This window comes from Cystobacter fuscus (genome assembly GCF_044360685.1).
Classification (GTDB): Bacteria; Myxococcota; Myxococcia; order Myxococcales; family Myxococcaceae; genus Cystobacter; species Cystobacter fuscus_C.
Genome location: NZ_CP043491.1, coordinates 3,012,937 through 3,029,967 on the forward strand (window position 1 = coordinate 3,012,937; position 17,031 = coordinate 3,029,967).

Here is a 17,031-nt window from a genome sequence, read left to right on the forward strand (position 1 = left end):
GAGGAACGGATGGGCGCGCCGCCGTTCCTTCTCATCGGCAATCCGGAGAACCGGCGCGTCACGCTCTTCCAGGCGGCCCTGGCCGCCCGGGGCCTTCCTCCCGCGCAGGTGGTGCCCTGGCGGGAGCTGCTGCGCGAGCCAGCCGTGCTCGCGGACCTGCCGGACACCGAGCGGCTCGTGCGCATCGACGCCGCGGGCGAGAGCTTCGAGGTGGAGAAGGCGCTGCTGAAGCGGGGCCACGAGGACGCGCGGGAGTTCGGGTGCGCCGTGCTCACGCCCGAGCAGATTGACGCCCTTCCCGAGGACCACGGGCGCATCCTCTGCCCGAGGCAGTACCACCTGGGCTTCCTGCGGACGCTGCGCCAGTTGGAGGCCATCTTCGCCGAGCACCCCCGCTGGCGGGTGCTCTCCTCGCCCGCGAGCATCGCGGAGCTCTTCGACAAGCGAGTCACCTCGCGGAAGTACGCGGCGCGGGGCATTCCGGTGCCGCCGTCGCTGGAGGGCATCACGGACGTGGAGTCGCTGCGGACGCGGATGCGGGAGGAGGGCTGGCGCGAGGCATTCGTGAAGCTCTCGTGTGGCTCCTCGGCGTCGTGCCTGGGCATCTTCCGGCTGGACCGCTCGGACGAGTCGCTGTTCACCACCCTCGAGCAGACGGACACCGGCTGGTACAACTCGCTCAAGGTGCGCCGCCTGAGGGAGCCCCGGCGGGTGGAGGACGCCCTGGAGTTCCTCCTGCGCGAGGGCTCGCAGGTGGAGCGGGCCCTGCCCAAGGCGCGGCTGCGCGGGGAGTTCTTCGACTGCCGGGTGCTGGCGGTGGGGGGCGAGCCGGCCTTCACCGTCATCCGTCAGAGCCGCCACCCCATCACCAACCTGCACCTGGGGGGCAAGCGCGGCGACCTGGACGCCTTCCTCGCGGCGGTGCCTCCGCGCGAGCTGGAGGCGGCGATGGAGACGTGCCGCCAGGTGGCCCGGGCCCATGACTGCCTGCACGTGGGCATCGATCTCATGTACGAGGCGTACTTCCAGGGCCATGCCATCCTGGAGGCCAACGCCTTCGGAGACCTGCTGCCCAACCTGCGGCGCGACGGGCTCTCCGTCTACGAGTGGGAGATCCGCGAGGCGCTGCGCTGAGCCCGCCAGAGGGGCTCCACCGGCACGCGCTCGAGGATGCCCGAGCCGAACACCCGGTCCAGCTCCAGGTAGTCCAGGTGCACGTAGCCGATGTGACACCCGCACGTCTCCTTGGCGCACGGGCGCGGGCGCAGCACCTGCTCGAAGCCGGGCTCGTAGATGTTGCCGAGGAACTCGCGCACGAAGTGGCACCGGCGCGCCGAGCCCGCTCCGTCCACGGAGATGACGTTCTCTCCGGTGCGGCACGCCTTGCCGAGGCTCGGGTGGTGGGTGTTGTTGAGGGGGAAGAGGGGATCGACGCGGGAGAAGCGCTCCACGTCCTCGGGGGTGTAGCGCTCCTCCTTGCCGTCCTTGACGGCGTTGATCCACAGGTACACGTCGTCGGGCAGCTCGCGGCGCAGGGCCTCGGCCTCCCCGGCGAAGCGGCGGAAGCCCACCATGCCCGCGCTGTAGCGCACGCCCAGGGCGCTCAACCGCTCGCACTGCGCCACGAAGCGCCGCCGCTTCATCCACTCGGGGTGGAAGGTGGCCCAGATGCCGAGCTTCTCCGGCTGGCAGCGCTCCACCCACTCCAGCGTGCAGGAGAGGTTCGTCTGGATGGCGGCCCGCTCCACGTGGGGCATCCGGGTGAGCCGCACCAGGGCCTCCTGATACCAGGGGCGGATGAGGCCCTCGCCCCACGGGGTGAAGAACACGGACACGGGGTAGGGGCGGGACTCGACCCAGTCCACGAAGCGCTCGACGCCCGCGCGATCCTCGGTGAGCTCCGCGTCGTCCTGCTTCCACTTGCCGAAGGGGCAGTACTCGCAGCCGAAGTTGCAGCTCGACAGCGGACCCCGGTAGAGCACGGTGAGCTTCATCGCCACGAGTACCCCTCCATCAACGCGCGCACCGGCTCCGAGTGCAGCCAGGGGCCGAGGAGATCCGAGCGCTCCACGCCCGCGTCCGTGAGGCGCAGCGCCTCCGGGGTGCGCCGCGCGAGGCCATGCGTCTCCAGCTCGGCCAGCTCCGGGAAGTCCGCGAGCGCCTCGGTGCCGAAGCGCTGGCGGTAGGCGGCGAACTCCACGCCCTCGGCGAGCAGGGACAGCAGCATGTGGCGCCGGCGCTGTTCCGCCTCGTCCAGGAGGAAGCCGTAGCCCACCTCGCCGAAGGAGGCCTCGGTCCGCTCGCTGTAGGCGGCGATGATGGAGCGCACCTCGCGCGAGCCCACGGCGTACTCGGACGAGTAGTGCACACGCTCGGTGTACGAGCGCGCCCCGCATCCGAGCCCCACCATTCCATCCTCCTGGCAGCGGTACACGGGCCCCTCCGCGGAGGGGGCGTGGCGGGCGCGGAACATGCGCATGGACACCTGGGTGTAGCCCTCGGAGCGCAGGAAGTCGCGGCCGGCGCGGTAGAGGGCGAGCCGCTGGTCATCCCACGCCCGCGCCTTCTTGCCGAGGAAGGTGAGGGGCCGGACATAGAGGGGGTAGAGGTAGAGCTCCTCGGGGGAGAAGCGGAGGGCGGCGCGCAGCGAGGCGAGCCACGTCTCCTCGGTCTGGGCCTCCATGCCGTAGATGAGATCGATGTTGAGCGTGGGGAAGCCCGCCGAGCGCAGCAGATCCAACGTGGACTCCACCTGGGCCGTCTTCTGGGGCCGCTTGACCGAGGCGACCTCGGACTCGAGGAAGCTCTGCACGCCGATGCTCACCCGGTCCACGCCGCGCGAGTGCAGGGCGGCCACCTTGGCGGCGTCCACCGTCTCGGGAGAGACCTCCACGGAGACGGGGAGGCGGTGCGGGTCGGCGCCCATGAGCTGCTCGGCGAGGTCGAAGACGGAGTGCAGCCCGGCCACGTCGAGCAGGGTGGGGGTGCCGCCGCCCACGGCGATGCGCGCGAAGGTGGTGGGGCCGAGCGCCTCCTTCACCCGGCGCGCCTCCCGGGCCAGTGCCTGGAGGTAGCCCTGGACGACGTCCTCCTTGGGACCGGCGGCGGTGAAGAGGTTGCAGAAGCCGCAGCGCATCTCGCAGAAGGGGATGTGCAGGTAGAGGAAGAGGGCCTCGCGCCGCTCCCGGGCCCAGACGGACTCCAGCGAGGGCGCGGGCGTGAGGGGCCGGTAGGCCGTCTTGTGCGGATAGCCATAGAGGTACGCCACGTAGGGCGATCCTCCGAGCATCGTCTCCAGGCGCGTCATGACTCGGGCTCTCCGGGCAGCGGAAACTCCGCGTAGGGCACCGTCCATACCACCGGGTGGCCGATCCGGTGACCGGAGTAGCCGTCCTCCCCGTACGCCGTGCCGTGGTCCGAGCAGACGATGCAGAAGGAAGGCCCCCGGCGGCGCAGGGCGGCGAAGAGGGGAGGCAGTTGGCTGTCCACGTAGGCGAGCGCCGCCGCGTGCGAGTCGCGCGAGTCCCCGGTGGCGCCCGGCAGGTAGAAATAGTTGGGCTGGTGGAGGGCGGAGACGTTGAGGAAGAGGAACACCCGGCGCTCGCGTGGCAGGGCGTCGAGCCGCCGCACGGCGAGGCGGACCTGATTCTCGGTGGAGCGGGGATCGCGCACGCCCGTCTCGGGGCTCCAGTGGCTCTCGGCGAAGAGGCCGGGGAGGACGCTGCCCAGGGGGTTGAGCTTGTTGAAGAAGCCCACGCCGCCAATACAGACGGTGTGGTAGCCGCGCCCGGCGAGGCCGGAGACGATGTCGGGCGCATCGAAGACGCAGGTGCCCGGGTCGGTGGTCTCGCTGCCCTGGAAGCGGGCGGCGAAGAGGCGGGAGTGGCGGCCAGGCTCGGCGGGGGTGGGCAGGAAGCCGGCGAAGAAGGCGTGATGGGCGGCGTAGGTGAAGCTGGCGGGCGAGTGCCGCCGCTCCCATCGTCCGCCGGGGAGGAGGGCCGCGAGGTGGGGCGTCCTGCCCTGGGCGAGCGTCTCCTCGGCCACGTCGAGGCGCAGGGTGTCGAGGGTGAGGAAGAGCAGATCGTGTGTGCCGACCAGGGCGTTCATGTCCGTCACGAGAGCACCTGGGTGAGCGCTTCGACACGGCTCACGGTGAAGGTGGGGGGAGGCAGCTCGCCGGGCCAGTCGCGCCCGCCGGAGATCCAGCAGGAGGACATTCCCATGAGGGCCGCCCCGGCGATGTCTCGCACCGGGTCATCTCCGACGTGGAGCACCTCGCCGGGTGCATGGCCGACGCGGGCGAGCGCCGCGGCGAAGATGCGCGGGTCCGGCTTGCTCGCGCCCACTTCGCCGGAGAGGAAGACATCGGGCAGCACGTCCTCGAGTCCCGCGCGCGCGAGCTTGGCGCGCTGCATGCGCGAGGAGCCGTTGGACACCACGGCCACCGTGAAGCGGGCTTTCACCCACTCCACGAGTGCACGGATGCCGGGCTGGGGTTGGATGAAGGAGGGCAGCCGGTGGGCGAAGTCCTCCCAGAGGGCCTCGGCGGAGAGGGACAGGCGCGGGAAGGCGAGGGGGACCTGGCGGAAGAAGAGGGTCCGGTCGGTGTAGCCCCGCCCATCGAGCGCGTGCAGGGTGGCCACGTCCTCGTTCCGGCGCTCCGGGGGGAAGGCGGCCGGGTGACGGGAGAGGAGATCCTCGAGGTAGCGCGCGAAGGCACCGGCACGGTCGATGAGGGTGTCATCGAGATCGAAAAAGACGGCCCGGGGCCGCATCCGCGAAACTCCTCCTGCTGGGGAGCGCAGGATACGCCGACCTCCATGGTCCAGGCCAGCCTCCGCGTTCCCTCGCGGGGATAATGACGGCGTTCCTCTCGCTATTCGAAGGTCAGACCCTGGTGAGTCTTTGACGAGAAGGGTGAAGACAAAAGTGCATGGCGAATCATCAAGAATGGGGAGGCGGCGTATGTTGACAGGCAATGTGTGAAATGGCTGGAGCAAGCCCTCCAGACTGCATTGAAGGCACCCTGCGAGAGTTCGCGGGATCCGTTCGGGGCTGGGCAGGTGATTGAGCGCTGGGACCCATGGACGAGGCCCAGGTAGACGTGGGGGAGCACCGCGCTGCCGGCGACCCGTGGGCCGTCCTGGGTCCGGCCGATGGGACTCCTCCGGGGCCTTCGAGGTATGCTCGCGGACGGGGTTGAAGAGGTCTCGGACTGTCGTGTGGAGAATCTGTCAGGGATTGAGAAACATGAATGTGTCGAAGAAGTTGATCGGACATTCGCGAGAATGCTCCCTATCTCACAGTTGCCCTCGCCTACGGTTCACAGCGAGGCCGGATTGCCGCACAAGAATCTTCTCTCCCCGTGAAGGGGAGCGCTCCCCCGGGCCTCGAACGACATGAACTCGAACATTCTCGTCAGGAACAACGTCAAGCTCATGGGCCAGGGGTCGCGCCCGATGTTGTTCGCCCATGGTTTCGGTTGCGACCAGAACATGTGGCGCTTCGTGGCCCCCTCCTTCGCGGAGGACTACCGGCTCGTCCTGTTCGACTACGTCGGCTCGGGCCGCTCGGATCTCCGGGCCTACAACCCCGAGCGCTACTCCAACCTGAACGGTTACGCGCAGGACATCCTCGACATCTGCGCGGCGCTCGACCTGAAGGACGTCACCCTCGTCGGGCACTCGGTCAGCGCCATGATCTCCCTGCTGGCCGCCGTCAAGGAGCCCCAGCGCTTCCACCGCCTCGTCCTCGTGAGCCCTTCGCCCCGCTACGTCAACGAGGCGCCCGACTATGTGGGCGGTTTCGAGCGCAAGGATCTCGAGGAGCTCCTGGACACGATGGATAGGAATTACATCGGCTGGGCGAGCCTCCTGTCACCCCTCGTCATGAGGAACCCGGACCGGCCAGAGCTCACCTCGGAGCTCAACGAGAGCTTCTGCTCCACGGATCCCATCATCGCCCGGCGGTTCGCGGAGGTGACGTTCTTCGCGGACAACCGGCGGGATCTGCCCAAGCTCAAGGTTCCCTCGCTCATCCTCCAGTGCTCGGAGGATCTGCTCGCGCCCGTCTCGGTGGGCGAATACGTCCACCGCCACCTGCCCCAGAGTACCTTGCGCATCATGCGGGCGACAGGGCACTGTCCCCACATGAGTGATCCGGAGGAGACCACCGGACTCATCAAGGAGTACCTGTGCTCGGCGTGAAGCCCATGCCCACCTTCCCCATGGAGGAGTTGCTGCGCTGCGCGCCGTGCGGCCTCTTCTCGTATGACGGCGATGGCGCGCTCGTGGCCGTCAACGACACGTTGCTGGACCTGCTGGGTTATACCCGCGACGAGCTGCTGGGCCGTCCCATGACGACGCTCCTGACGCTCGCGGGCCGCATGTTCTGCGAGACCCACGTCTTCCCGCTGCTGCGCATGCAGGGCCGGGCGGACGAGATCCAGCTCCCGCTGCGCTCCAAGGGCGGCGGGTCCATCCCCGTGCTCCTCAACGCCATCCGCAAGGAACACGAGGACGGCGTCCTCCATCACTGCGCTTTCATGTCGGTGCGCGAGCGCGGCAAGTATGAGGACGAGCTGCTGAAGTCGAAGCGGGTGGCGGAAGAGGCCCTGCGGAGCGACGAGGCGCTCAACCGAGCCCGTCAGGCCGTGGAGGTGCATGCCCGGGATCTCGACCAGAAGCTCAGCCAGCTCGAGCAGCGCAACCAGGATCTCACCCGGGTGAGCACCGCCCTGGCGCAGGATCTGCGGCAGCCCGCCCGGCAGCTCGCCATGTTCGCCTGTCTCTTCACCCGGGAGGACCGGGAGGGCCTGTCGGTGACGGGCCAGCATTCGCTCGAGCGCATCAAGAGCGTCAGCGTGAAGATGGAGCAGCTGGTGATGGGGCTGCATCAATTCATGGCGCTGGACGTGCTCGACGAGCCGATCGAGGACGTGGATCTGCTCGAGGTGCTGGGAAGTGCCCGGCACCGGGTGTTGGAGCTGGGCGGGCCCTCCACGTTGTCGCTGCGGTGCGATCCCCTTCCCGTCATCCAGGGCCGGCGGCGTCAGTTGATGTTGCTCTTCTTCCACCTGATCGACAACGCGGCCAAGTTCCGCAAACCCCGTGGGGAGTCGCGGCTCGACATCGGGTGCCAGCTCATCGAGCACAACAGCTTCCGGTCCATCAAGGACAGGTATCACTACACCGACTTCGCGCGGATCACCTTCACGGACAACGGGATTGGTTTCGACCCCCTTTACCGCTCCCATGTGTTCGAGGTGCTCAGGAAGCTGAACCCAGACACCCCTGGGATAGGTGCGGGGCTCGCCATCTGCCGCAAGGTGGTGGAGAACCACAATGGCTCCATCTCGGTCGAGTCGGAGCCGGGCCGCGGCACCCAGTTCACGCTCCTCCTGCCCTTGAAACAACAGACCAGTCCGCCGGGTGAGTGACGGTCCGCCCTGGAGGAGGGTGTCCCGCGGCTCCCCCAACACGGCTCCTGTCCTCCCGATGCGTTCTGCACCCGACCGGCTTGCAAACGGCGGGTTGTTTTTCTTATCCTTGACAATATGCCCGGCGAACGCTTGAAGAAATTGGCGAGCGACCTTTTGGAGTGCGGCAGCACCTTCATGGACGGCTTCGGGTCTGTGTGGGGGTTGTCGGTCACCGGCTCCGATTTCCGGATTCACCGCAAGCAGCAGGTCGTGCCGTCTGGCGGCTCCGTCTCCCACCGCAACTGGGTTCGTTACCTCCACACGCCCGACATCTGGGAGGACGACACCGCCGCGCACTGGAAGATCAAGGAGAGCGGCGCCGTGCCGTGGAATGAGGGCGGCAAGAAGGCGCGCGTCCAGAAGATCCTCGATGAGCGCGACGCCTTCTGGGGACTGGTCGGCGAGTGGTGCGGCATCATCGAGGGCGCGAGCCAGCTGATTGACATCACCTCGCTCGAGGTTCCCGCGCCAGGGGGGAAGGTCGGCACCAAGATCATCAATTCCATCGCCAACAAGGTGAAGGGGTGGCGTACCTCCAGCTCCTCCGGCTCCCTCGTCATCAGGCTGCTCTTCGGCGGGACCCCTCAGTCGGAGACCAGCGCCTTCAAGACCGCGCTCGAGAATGCCATTGGCGCGCACGCGACGAAGGAGAACGGTGAGGTGATCATCCTCTTTGGGACCGACTACCGGGGGGTCGCGTTCCGGAGCTACAAGTTCGCCAGCAAGAACAAGACGTGGAATCACTCGAAGATCGTCGCCGCCGACGGCTGGAGGGCCATCACGGGTGGCCACAACATGAACGCCGAGGTCTCGTACACCAGGGCCCCGGTCATCCACGACCTCTCCGTCGAGGTGTTCGGGCACGGCGCCCAACTCGCGCACGACTTCGCGTCGTCGCTCTGGGAAAAGGCGCACTCGAGCGAGTTCCTGGACGGCTACTTCTACGATGCGAATGCGCGCCGTTTCGTCGCCATCCAGCCGGATCACCTGCTGACTGCCCGGCAACAGGTGCAGGCCGTGCGGGAGTTCCACGCGGACCCACACAACAACCTCGAGCCGGGTGACGACTACGTTCCCGCCGATGCCGTCATGGGCCTCGGGCGCTGGGGTGACGTCGAGGCGAACGGCGTGACCGGCAATGGCGTCCAGGCCGGCGCCGCGATTCCGGGGACCCACGGGTTCCAGTACTGCAGCGACCTTGCCAAGCGGCTGCTCATCGCTGGCGCGGAGGAGTCCATCTGCGTCTCGCAGCAGGATCTCGTCAGCGCGGCCTGGAAGGGCATGATCGGATACTCCGATGCCTACCACGACGCCTGTCACGCCCTCGGGAAGCGGCTCGCTTCGCCGAGGCCCATCGAGATCAACGTCGTCGTCTCGGCCCGTTACGCGCAGGATTCGGGCGGCGCGCCCTACAGCTACGGCAACAGCCCGAGGCTCGCGCGGGATCTGATCGCGAAGTTCGCCGGCTCGAAGATTCCGATCGGCAATGTCTGCACGGTCGCGCCGTTGGTCTTCTGCCGGGCGGAGGGGGTGGACCGTGGCCATTACATCTGGCCGGACGCATGGCGAGGCTGGACGGGGTTCGTCCAGGGCCACGCGATGCAGAGCTACGGGGACCTCGTCACCATCGGATTCGGGCCGGGCAACCACGCGAAGGCCCTGATGATCGACGACGAGGTGGTCCTCATCGGGTCCGACAACATGTACCCCTCCCCCCTCGCCGAGTTCAGCTTCGTCATCGAAGGCGCCGAGGCCGTGGGAAAGTTCCGGGAGGTCTACTGGTCGAAGATGTGGAAGTACAGCCGCCGCATGGGCCTCAAGGTCGACCACAACAACAAGGTCGACAGCATGAATCCGCACGCCGACTTCAAGGCGTTCCAGAAGAGCGCCGCCGCCGATAAGAACGCCATCGGGTTGAAGCTCAAGACGGCGAAGGATGAGGACGCCACCAGGCTGGTGCAGGCGCTGAGCGTCATCGAGCAGATCACGAAGGCCAAGGACCTCGAGAGCTGCTATCGAGCGCTGCGCTTCCTGCGGCCGGAGGCCGACCTCTCGAAGGTCTCCCCGGAGGAGATGCGCGACCACGTCTACGGCGAGTATCTGTCTGCCAGCTCCGCTTCCGTGAAGAAGCCCATGGCGAAGGCCCCCGTGCTCTCCGCGGTCAAGCCCTGGAAGGATGTCGAAGGCGTCAAGCTGACGATGTCCCACAAGGACATGCTGAACAGCGAGGAGGAGTGGCTCGACGACCGCGTGATGGACGCGTACGTCGCCTCCCTGGTGCGAAACAGCAACGTGCACTGCCGCTACGACGTGCCCGTTGGCCGGTTCGTTGGTGCTGGCGGGAACGTCCCCAACCACCTGAATCAAGTGCGCAATGGAGGGAACGCCGACTGCGAAGTGCAGGTGCTCAACGTGAACAACTCGCACTGGATCCTCGCCGTGCGCTTCCCACGGCAGGCTGTGAACGCGGCCTTCGTCTACAACTCCCTGGGTGACGCACCCACCGAAGAGGTCAAGGCCCAGGTGCGCCGTTGCTTTGGCCTGCAGCGCGCGGCCTCGGTGACGCAGCTCGTGGGCCCGCGGCAGCCGTCCGGCCACGAGTGCGGTCCCTTCGTGTGCGCCGCGATCGAGCGCCTGGTCGTTGATCATCCGGCGACGATCGGGGAGGGCAGACAGGCGCTGGTGAGGGGGCGTTTCGACAACGTCACGATTCGTCGCAACATCCTGCGGGCCCTGGACAGCTGAAGCGGGGCGTGGCGGGGACGGTGGTCAACGGCGGGCTCTCCCTGTCCTTGTACCCCGCCCGGCTGCGCTCCTTCCGCGTGGTCCCGTCGTGCTGGCGAGTTCGGTTCTGCCATCGTCTCCCCATTGGGCTTCCGCTGCCGGATGAGGGGTTCCACGCTCGCCCAGAGCGCCTCGTGCAACGTCCTGGGCGGCGGTCCCTCCTCATGGCAACCGCGCAACTGCTCGAGGTGGCGGCGCCGCAACTCGGCCACGATGGCCGCCTTGTTCGGGAAGTACTGGTACAGGTACAGCGAGGCGATGTTCACGCCCGCCCGCTCGGCGATGGCGTTGGTGGTGGTGAGTTCGCGAGCCATCGCCCTGCGCACCCTGGGACAGCTCGAGGCCGCGCTGGGGCCCGGCTCGTCACATCCCGAGCGTTCGGTGGCGTTCCATGCGCGCACGCACCTCACGTTGCGCCGCTTCTTCCGCTTCGCGCCGGCACACTTCTTGGGTGCGCTGCGCATCGTGGTGTCCTTCCTCGTGCCGGTGCTTTCGTTGCTGCCTTTCGGGCCCTCGGGCGTGCGTCACTGGCTCGCGCGCAACAGCCTCTTCACCGCGCAGACGTTGATGCTCGCCGCGGCCGCGCGCGGCCTCGACACCTGCCCCATGGAGGGCTTCGACGCGATGAAGGTGAGCCGGGTGCTTGGGCTTCCGTGCGGTAGCGTGGTGCCGGTGGTCATCGCCGTCGGCCATCAGAGCGCCAGCGCGCGCGTGGAACCACGGCTTCGCCGAAGCCTCGCCGAGGCGGTGGTGGTGCACTGACGCTTTGGAGTGAGACTCCGGCGTTCAGTCAGAGTTGCTGATACATTACGAACGCATCGACATAGCCCGCTGTCGGATGCCGGAAAGCGACTGGCAGGCGGCCAACGACCTCAAACCCTAGCGACTGCCAGAGGCGCACGGCGCGCTCGTTCGTGCTGACGACGAAGTTGAATTGCATGGCCCGGTAGCCTCGCGACCGCGCGTGCTCCAGCGAGTGCTCGCACATGCCACGAGCGACCCCTCGGCCAGTGGCCGTTGCGCTCGTCATGTAGCCGCAGTTGCAAACGTGCCGTCCTCCGCCTGCCTGGTTCGGGCGCATGTAGTAGGTGCCAAGGATGACGCCGTCCTCCTCGGCGACGAACGTCTCCTTGTCAGGTCCCATCCATCGAGTTCTTTGACACCCTCGGGGACACCCTCGGGGGCGTCGCTCGAGTTCTTTGACACCCTTTCGGACACCCTTTCGGAGCTTGCTGGGGGCGAGGGGATGTCGCAGCGCCCTTTCCGCCTTTCTCCTTCCCTCCGCGGATGGTGCCAGGTCGCGTCGCTCGAGTTCTTTGACACCCTCTCAGACACCCTCTCAGCTCGAGTTCTTTGACACCCTCTCGGAGCTCATGCGTTCACTATTCGCCATTCCCCATGTCTCCACGCAGCTGCCGCATTCTCGAGCTTGTTCCATGATTGAAAATCAATTAATTCTGGTTTTCCCGACATGGATGGTTTGACGCGCGGCATCACCGTCCGTGGAGGACCCCTTAGGCGAAGAGGTCATACATGCGGATGCGCACACGCGGTGTCGAGTTGGGTCTCGTTGCTCTGTCCACGCTGCTGGGGCTGCCGGTCCACGCCCTGGACAATGGTCTGGTCCGTACCCCGCCCATGGGGTGGAACAGCTGGAACAAGTACGCCTGCAACATCAGCGAGACACTCATCAAGCGGCAGGCCGACGCCATGGTCAGCAGTGGCCTCAAGGACGCGGGCTACCAATACATCAACCTCGATGATTGCTGGCAGGTGGGCCGGGACGCCAATGGCAACATCGTGGCGGACGCCACGCGCTTTCCCAGCGGAATCGCCGCGCTGGCGGACTACGTCCATTCCAAGGGATTGAAGCTGGGCCTCTACACGGACATCGGGACCGCCACGTGTCAGGGCCGGCCCGGCAGCCATGGCTACGAGGTCAAGGACGCCAACCAGTACGCCGCCTGGGGCGTGGACTACGTCAAGGTCGACTGGTGCTACACGCCCAACTACGACGCGCCCTCGAGCTACGCCGTGATGCGTGACGCGCTGCTCAACGCGAGCCGTCCCATCGTCTTCAGCATCTGCAACTGGGGCGAGCAGTCGCCGTGGATCTGGGGGCCGGGCACCGGCAACCTCTGGCGCACCACGGGCGACATCCAGGACAGTTGGAGCAGCTTCACCGGCATCCTCGACGCCAATGCCCGGCACGCGTTCTCCGCGGGGCCGGGCGCCTGGAACGATCCGGACATGCTCATCGTCGGCCTCTATGGCTCCAATGGCGTGGGCGGCACGGGCATGACGGACACCGAGTACCAGGCGCACTTCAGCCTGTGGTCGCTCATGGCCGCGCCGCTCATCATGGGCAATGACCTGACGAACATGAACACGGCCACCCGGAACATCCTGATGAACCCCGAGGTCATCGCCGTGGATCAGGATCCGCTCGGCGTCCAGGGCAGCAAGGTGGCCGACAATGGCGCGGGCCTCCAGGTCTGGTCCAAGAAGCTGTCGGGCCGCGGAGCGCGGGCCGTGGTGCTGTTCAACCGGAGCAACACGTCGGCCAGCATCACGGCCAACTGGCGCGACCTGGGGCTCACCTCGGCGAGCGCCAGCGTGCGCGACCTGTGGGCCCGGGCGGATCGGGGCTCGTTCTCCAACGGCTATACCACCAGCGTCCCCTCCCACGGGGTGGTGATGCTCAAGGTCGTCGGCACCGAGGCCACCGTCCCCAATGGGACCTCCTACCTCGGTGATGACACCTGGTCGCTGGCCTCCAACGGCTGGGGCCCCGTCGAGCGCAACCTCAGCAATGGCGAGCAGGCCAGCGGAGACGGCCGCACGCTCACGCTCAATGGCATCACCTACGCCAAGGGCATGGGTGTCCATGCGGGCTCCGAGGTGGACTTCAACCTCGACAACCGGTGCTCGACCTTCACCGCGGACATCGGCGTGGATGACGAGGTGGGCAATAGCGGCAGCGTCGTCTTCCAGGTCTGGGGCGACAACACCCTGCTCTTCGACAGCGGAACGATGAGCGGCGCCACCGCGACCCGGAGCCTCAACGTCAACCTCTCCGGCAGGTCCACGCTCAAGCTCCTCGTGACGGACGCGGGAGATGGCGACTCCTACGATCACGCGGACTGGGCCAACGCGCGCATCACGTGTGGCACCAGCTCGACGTACGAGTACGAGGCCGAGGCCATCGGCAACACCGTGGCGGGGGGAGCGGCGGTGGCCTCGTGCGCCTCCTGCTCCGGCGGCCAGAAGGTGGGCTACCTGGGCAATGGCGGCACGCTGGCCTTCAACGCCGTCTCCGTCCCCTCCGCCGGCAACTACACCCTGAACGTCGCCTACAGCACGGCCGAGCCTCGCGCGCTCTCCTTCCGGGTGAACGGCGGCACCACCACGACCGTCAACCTGGGCGCCACCGGAGGCTATGACATCCCGGGCAACCAGTCGTTCACCGTGAGCCTGCAGGCGGGCGCCAACACCCTCCAGTTCTTCAACGCCTCGGGATGGGCCCCCGATATCGACAAGATCTCCGTGCAGTAGCGGGCTCCCGCTCGCGGCTCCCTCCCGCCGCCCCCGGAGACGGCTCGCAACGCAGGGGCGCGCGGTGAGGTCCCGTCAGCTCCTCAGCGGTAGCACGTACGCCTCGAGCGACACCGTGGGGTAGCGGAGATCTCCCTCGGGCGCGCGCACGTAGCCGCGCGCCGGAGACGGTGTCAGAGGATTCGAAACGAGGGACTCGAGCGAGAACGGAGGACTTGGAGTTGGCCCACGGGGTGCATCCGGTCCGGCGGAGTGCTCGCGGGGGATGGGGATGGGCTGGCCGTTGAGGATGTTCCAGGAGGAGGGGCTCTATTTCGTCACGTCCAGGTGCTTCCAGGGACGGCTGTTGCTGCGTCCCGGCGCGGAGATGAACGAGGTGGTGGGAGGCGTGCTGGCGCGAGCCGTCCAACAGAGCGCCGGTACCGTCCGGCTGCACGCCTTCACCTTCGCTTCCAACCACTTCCACCTGTTGGTGTGGGCGCGGGGAGCCGCGCTCGCCTCCTTCATGCAGTACCTGCGCTCCAACCTGTCCAAGAAGGTGGGCAGGCTGGTGGACTGGAGCGGCGGCTTTTGGGAGAGGCGGTACTCGGCGGAGCCGGTGCTGGACGACACGGCGCTGGTGGGCCGGCTGCGCTACGTGCTGGCGCACGGGGTGAAGGAGGGGCTGGTGGAGAGGAGTGCTGAGTGGCCGGGCCTGACGTGTCTGCCGCAATTGCTGGGGTCGGCGCGGCGAGTGTTCCAGTGGTTCAACTGGACGAAGCGTTGGAGCAAACGGGGAAGCCCGGAGTTGGCAGTGGGGGAGGGGCGCTTCGCGGAGGAATGGGCCGAGCCGGTGGAGTTGGAGGTAGCGCCCCTGCCGTGTTGGAAAGGACTGGGGGAGGAAGAGAGGCAGCGTGCGGTGCGGGCACTGGTGGAGGAAGTGGAAGCCGAGGCGCGCGCAAGGAACAAGCCCGTTCTCGGGGCGAGAGCCGTGAGGGCCCTGCACCCGCATACCCGGCCCGAGCAGCTCAAGCGCAGCCCGCGGCCTCTGGGGCATGCCTCCACGCGCCAGGCACTGCGGCAGTTGCGTGAGCAGTACCGGACTTTCGTCGCGGCGTTCCGAGAGGCGGCGGCTCGCTGGGGGCGAGGGGCTGTCGCAGCGCCCTTTCCGCCTTTCTCCTTCCCTCCGCGGATGGTGCCAGGTCGCGTCGCTCGAGTTCTTTGACACACTCTCGGCGAATGGACAGAGCCGGGACGTCCGGATCGTGACCCAGAAGGGGCTCCTGCGAGAGAAGGGGAGCAACGAGATCATCGGGATCACCGTGTTCTTTTCCCTGGAAGATCCGGCAGCGGAATACTGGATCGACAAGCTCGGGATGACCCCCATGGAACTGGGAGGTTTGTTGGCACCGACCTCCGTCAGTGATGACCGCGCGCTGAAAGCCGCGCTCCCGGAGCGCTTCGATGGAGACCGCGGCCTCTACTCCGCGAACTACTTCATGCTGCGGCAGAACGAGGTCCTGGCGCTGCACACGCTCAATCAGGACGAGCTGTGGTTCTTCCATCTGGGGTGCGCCGTCCGGCTTCACGTCTTTGATCCGATCGAGCGCACCTACAGCGTGGTGACTGTCGGCGGCGACTTCGACAAGGGCGAGCGACTGCAGGCCGTGGCGCCCCACAACCAGTGGTTCGGAGCGGAGCTGGTGTCGCCGGGGTATGCGCTGGTGAGTTGTAGCCTCGCTCCCGGCTTCGACCCTCGTGACTCGCGTCGCCCCACGGCCGAGCAGCTCGCGGAGCTGAAGCGGATGTTCCCGCGACAGGAGGCCATCCTCGACCGCCTGACTGGTGTGACGCCTGCGCGGTAAGCAGAGCGGCCCTCCTTCAGTCCCTTTTATACGGGGTCGCCCCTCCGGAGAGATCGGAGTCGGGCGGCATCACAGCCAGATGAAGGGGAACCATGCTCAAGAGGATTCGTCTGTCGTCATTGATGATGGGAGCCTGTCTGCCCACGATGGATGAATCCCTGCGCTATGACTCTTCCGATGAGCGCTGGACCCTGGTCGTCAGGGCGGGACCCCATTCTTACCGGTATGAGGTTCCCCCCAGCCTGAAACTGAGACGGTGTCAGATGACTCGAAACTAGGGGCGCGTGAGACGGTGTCTCCTGACTATTGCTGCGTCCCAGTGCGGAGATGAACGAGGTGGTGGGAGGCGTGCGACACCCTCTCGGAGAGTTCTTTGACAACCTTTCGGACCCTTTCGGGGCGGGCGGGGCTCCATCTGTTTGGATTCCCAAGGCACGCATCATGCGGCCATCACCCTGGTGCCTGCCTACTCAGCAGGAAGGAAGAATCCTCATTCGAGGCGATGACTGGATTGGCTGTCCTCCATTCGTAGCTTGATACCTGTCGTTCCACTTCGTGTGTGAGCTTGGAGGTTGCCATGAAGCAGCGTTCATTGCTGTTATCGCTCTTTACTGCCACGTGCCTCTGCCTGGCTGGCTGTGGAGCTAGCGAGGAAGACACGAACCAACAGCAGCAAAGCGAGCAGCCCGCGGACCAGAACCAGCCGGGAATGAATACGCCTCCAGAGCAGGGACAGGCGGAGGAGGAGGACGGAACAGTTCAGCAGCAAGGCAAGACGTGCACGGTGACGTGCACGGTTCAGAACTACGGCACCGGCACCTGTCCGCCCACGGTCACCGGTACGTACTCCACGACGTTCCTGGGCGGGTGCAACAAGGCCTGCAACAAGGCTCGGGAACAAGCTACCTCGAGGGCGCTTCCCCCAGGCTGTTACATCTACCAGTGTGACACCGGCTCGGGCTGCTAAGCCAGGTAAGGAAGGCAGAGCATAGTCGGGGTGCTACCTGGCGGCTCTGAATGAGGCTGTCGAACCGGACAAGAATCTCGAGGGAGTCATCGGTTTCGACGGCTCCCTCTTCCTCGAATTCGAGCATGGGGAGCTCTCTGGCAGTTGTCCTGGCGTACGCCAGAACCCGGAGTGACGCTCTACCGCTGGAGCTACCGGCGCGAGAAGCCCCATGCCCGGAGGACTTCGAGGATGTCTCCAGCGCCTACAAATCCACGGTGACCCTACAGTTGGCTGCCTGGGACAGGGAGTTGGAGCGGCATTGGCCGCGCCGCGCGAGAATCACGCGCTTGTCCTGTGCTGGAAACTCCCACCTCCACCCCCCTGGGCGCGCTGGCGCCGCGTACAGACCCTTTTGCGCG

Annotated in this window: 15 protein-coding genes; 9 read left to right on the forward strand and 6 right to left on the reverse strand. The window is 66.8% G+C overall.

Annotated elements, in window-relative coordinates:
- Positions 1-9: 9 nt before the first annotated feature.
- Positions 10-1,134 (forward strand): STM4014 family protein, encoded by a 1,125-nt coding sequence (locus tag F0U63_RS12470; RefSeq protein ID WP_395846110.1) that lies wholly within the window; start codon positions 10-12, stop codon positions 1,132-1,134.
- On the opposite strand, the gene F0U63_RS12475 is transcribed toward F0U63_RS12470, so the two are convergent.
- From F0U63_RS12475 to F0U63_RS12490, 4 genes are read right to left on the reverse strand one after another with little or no spacing between them, the layout of a single operon-like run.
- Complete coding sequence (locus F0U63_RS12475) at positions 1,101-1,994, reverse strand: STM4011 family radical SAM protein (RefSeq protein ID WP_395848363.1); 894 nt, start codon at positions 1,992-1,994, stop codon at positions 1,101-1,103. The two genes, F0U63_RS12470 and F0U63_RS12475, sit on opposite strands and share 34 nt — an antisense overlap.
- The gene (locus F0U63_RS12480; protein ID WP_395846111.1) at positions 1,991-3,307 is read right to left on the reverse strand and encodes an STM4012 family radical SAM protein; all 1,317 of its coding nucleotides are present in this window, start codon (positions 3,305-3,307) and stop codon (positions 1,991-1,993) included. Before F0U63_RS12480 ends, F0U63_RS12475 begins: the two co-directional genes overlap by 4 nt.
- Positions 3,304-4,107: an STM4013/SEN3800 family hydrolase gene (locus F0U63_RS12485; RefSeq protein ID WP_395846112.1), complete on the reverse strand. Its 804-nt coding sequence runs from the start codon at positions 4,105-4,107 to the stop codon at positions 3,304-3,306. Before F0U63_RS12485 ends, F0U63_RS12480 begins: the two co-directional genes overlap by 4 nt.
- A 5-nt stretch (positions 4,108-4,112) precedes the next feature.
- Positions 4,113-4,775 (reverse strand): HAD family hydrolase, encoded by a 663-nt coding sequence (locus F0U63_RS12490; RefSeq protein WP_395846113.1) that lies wholly within the window; start codon positions 4,773-4,775, stop codon positions 4,113-4,115.
- Between the two features lie 624 nt (positions 4,776-5,399).
- Here F0U63_RS12490 and F0U63_RS12495 point away from each other — a divergent pair.
- From F0U63_RS12495 to F0U63_RS12505, 3 genes are all read left to right on the forward strand, one after another.
- Entirely contained in the window at positions 5,400-6,206 is an 807-nt protein-coding gene (locus F0U63_RS12495) for an alpha/beta fold hydrolase (RefSeq protein ID WP_395846114.1), read from the forward strand.
- 5 nt (positions 6,207-6,211) lie between these two features.
- A complete protein-coding gene (locus F0U63_RS12500) occupies positions 6,212-7,438 on the forward strand; it encodes an ATP-binding protein (RefSeq protein WP_395848364.1) in 1,227 nt (408 codons plus the stop codon).
- Positions 7,439-7,615: 177 nt separating this feature from the next.
- Positions 7,616-10,225, forward strand: a complete 2,610-nt coding sequence (locus tag F0U63_RS12505; protein ID WP_395846115.1) for a Ulp1 family isopeptidase — start codon at positions 7,616-7,618, stop codon at positions 10,223-10,225.
- Here F0U63_RS12505 and F0U63_RS12510 read toward each other — a convergent pair.
- A complete protein-coding gene (locus F0U63_RS12510; protein ID WP_395846116.1) occupies positions 10,126-10,578 on the reverse strand; it encodes a TetR/AcrR family transcriptional regulator in 453 nt (150 codons plus the stop codon). The genes F0U63_RS12505 and F0U63_RS12510 overlap by 100 nt on opposite strands.
- Here F0U63_RS12510 and F0U63_RS12515 point away from each other — a divergent pair.
- Positions 10,547-11,026, forward strand: a complete 480-nt coding sequence (locus tag F0U63_RS12515; protein ID WP_395848365.1) for a nitroreductase family protein — start codon at positions 10,547-10,549, stop codon at positions 11,024-11,026. The genes F0U63_RS12510 and F0U63_RS12515 overlap by 32 nt on opposite strands.
- A gap of 28 nt (positions 11,027-11,054) precedes the next feature.
- Here the strand turns inward: F0U63_RS12515 and F0U63_RS12520 are convergent, their stop codons facing one another.
- Positions 11,055-11,408 (reverse strand): GNAT family N-acetyltransferase, encoded by a 354-nt coding sequence (locus F0U63_RS12520; protein WP_395846117.1) that lies wholly within the window; start codon positions 11,406-11,408, stop codon positions 11,055-11,057.
- A gap of 389 nt (positions 11,409-11,797) precedes the next feature.
- Here F0U63_RS12520 and F0U63_RS12525 point away from each other — a divergent pair, with 389 nt between their 5' ends.
- The 4 genes from F0U63_RS12525 to F0U63_RS12540 all read left to right on the forward strand — a co-directional run bounded on the left by F0U63_RS12525 (position 11,798) and on the right by F0U63_RS12540 (position 16,630).
- Complete coding sequence (locus F0U63_RS12525) at positions 11,798-13,819, forward strand: NPCBM/NEW2 domain-containing protein (protein ID WP_395846118.1); 2,022 nt, start codon at positions 11,798-11,800, stop codon at positions 13,817-13,819.
- 265 nt (positions 13,820-14,084) lie between these two features.
- On the forward strand, positions 14,085-15,023 hold the full coding sequence (locus tag F0U63_RS12530) for a transposase (RefSeq protein WP_395846119.1): 939 nt from the start codon (positions 14,085-14,087) through the stop codon (positions 15,021-15,023).
- Between the two features lie 40 nt (positions 15,024-15,063).
- Positions 15,064-15,663 carry a cupin domain-containing protein gene (locus F0U63_RS12535; protein ID WP_395846120.1) on the forward strand — a complete coding sequence of 200 codons (600 nt, stop codon included), beginning with the start codon at positions 15,064-15,066 and terminating at the stop codon, positions 15,661-15,663.
- A 709-nt stretch (positions 15,664-16,372) separates the two neighbouring features.
- Positions 16,373-16,630 carry a hypothetical protein gene (locus tag F0U63_RS12540; RefSeq protein ID WP_395846121.1) on the forward strand — a complete coding sequence of 86 codons (258 nt, stop codon included), beginning with the start codon at positions 16,373-16,375 and terminating at the stop codon, positions 16,628-16,630.
- Positions 16,631-17,031 lie beyond the last annotated feature (401 nt).

Bases quoted from the DNA above. Each gene is read 5' to 3' on its own strand.
- F0U63_RS12480 (WP_395846111.1), bottom strand. From the start codon at position 3,307: ATGACGCGCCTGGAGACGATGCTCGGAGGATCGCCCTACGTGGCGTAC.
- F0U63_RS12505 (WP_395846115.1), top strand. From the start codon at position 7,616: ATGGACGGCTTCGGGTCTGTGTGGGGGTTGTCGGTCACCGGCTCCGAT.
- F0U63_RS12500 (WP_395848364.1), top strand. From the start codon at position 6,212: ATGCCCACCTTCCCCATGGAGGAGTTGCTGCGCTGCGCGCCGTGCGGC.
- F0U63_RS12515 (WP_395848365.1), top strand. From the start codon at position 10,547: ATGGCGTTGGTGGTGGTGAGTTCGCGAGCCATCGCCCTGCGCACCCTG.
- F0U63_RS12525 (WP_395846118.1), top strand. From the start codon at position 11,798: ATGCGGATGCGCACACGCGGTGTCGAGTTGGGTCTCGTTGCTCTGTCC.
- F0U63_RS12520 (WP_395846117.1), bottom strand. From the start codon at position 11,408: ATGGGACCTGACAAGGAGACGTTCGTCGCCGAGGAGGACGGCGTCATC.
- F0U63_RS12490 (WP_395846113.1), bottom strand. From the start codon at position 4,775: ATGCGGCCCCGGGCCGTCTTTTTCGATCTCGATGACACCCTCATCGAC.
- F0U63_RS12540 (WP_395846121.1), top strand. From the start codon at position 16,373: ATGAATACGCCTCCAGAGCAGGGACAGGCGGAGGAGGAGGACGGAACA.
- F0U63_RS12530 (WP_395846119.1), top strand. From the start codon at position 14,085: ATGGGGATGGGCTGGCCGTTGAGGATGTTCCAGGAGGAGGGGCTCTAT.
- F0U63_RS12470 (WP_395846110.1), top strand. From the start codon at position 10: ATGGGCGCGCCGCCGTTCCTTCTCATCGGCAATCCGGAGAACCGGCGC.
- F0U63_RS12485 (WP_395846112.1), bottom strand. From the start codon at position 4,107: ATGAACGCCCTGGTCGGCACACACGATCTGCTCTTCCTCACCCTCGAC.
- F0U63_RS12510 (WP_395846116.1), bottom strand. From the start codon at position 10,578: ATGGCTCGCGAACTCACCACCACCAACGCCATCGCCGAGCGGGCGGGC.
- F0U63_RS12475 (WP_395848363.1), bottom strand. From the start codon at position 1,994: ATGAAGCTCACCGTGCTCTACCGGGGTCCGCTGTCGAGCTGCAACTTC.
- F0U63_RS12495 (WP_395846114.1), top strand. From the start codon at position 5,400: ATGAACTCGAACATTCTCGTCAGGAACAACGTCAAGCTCATGGGCCAG.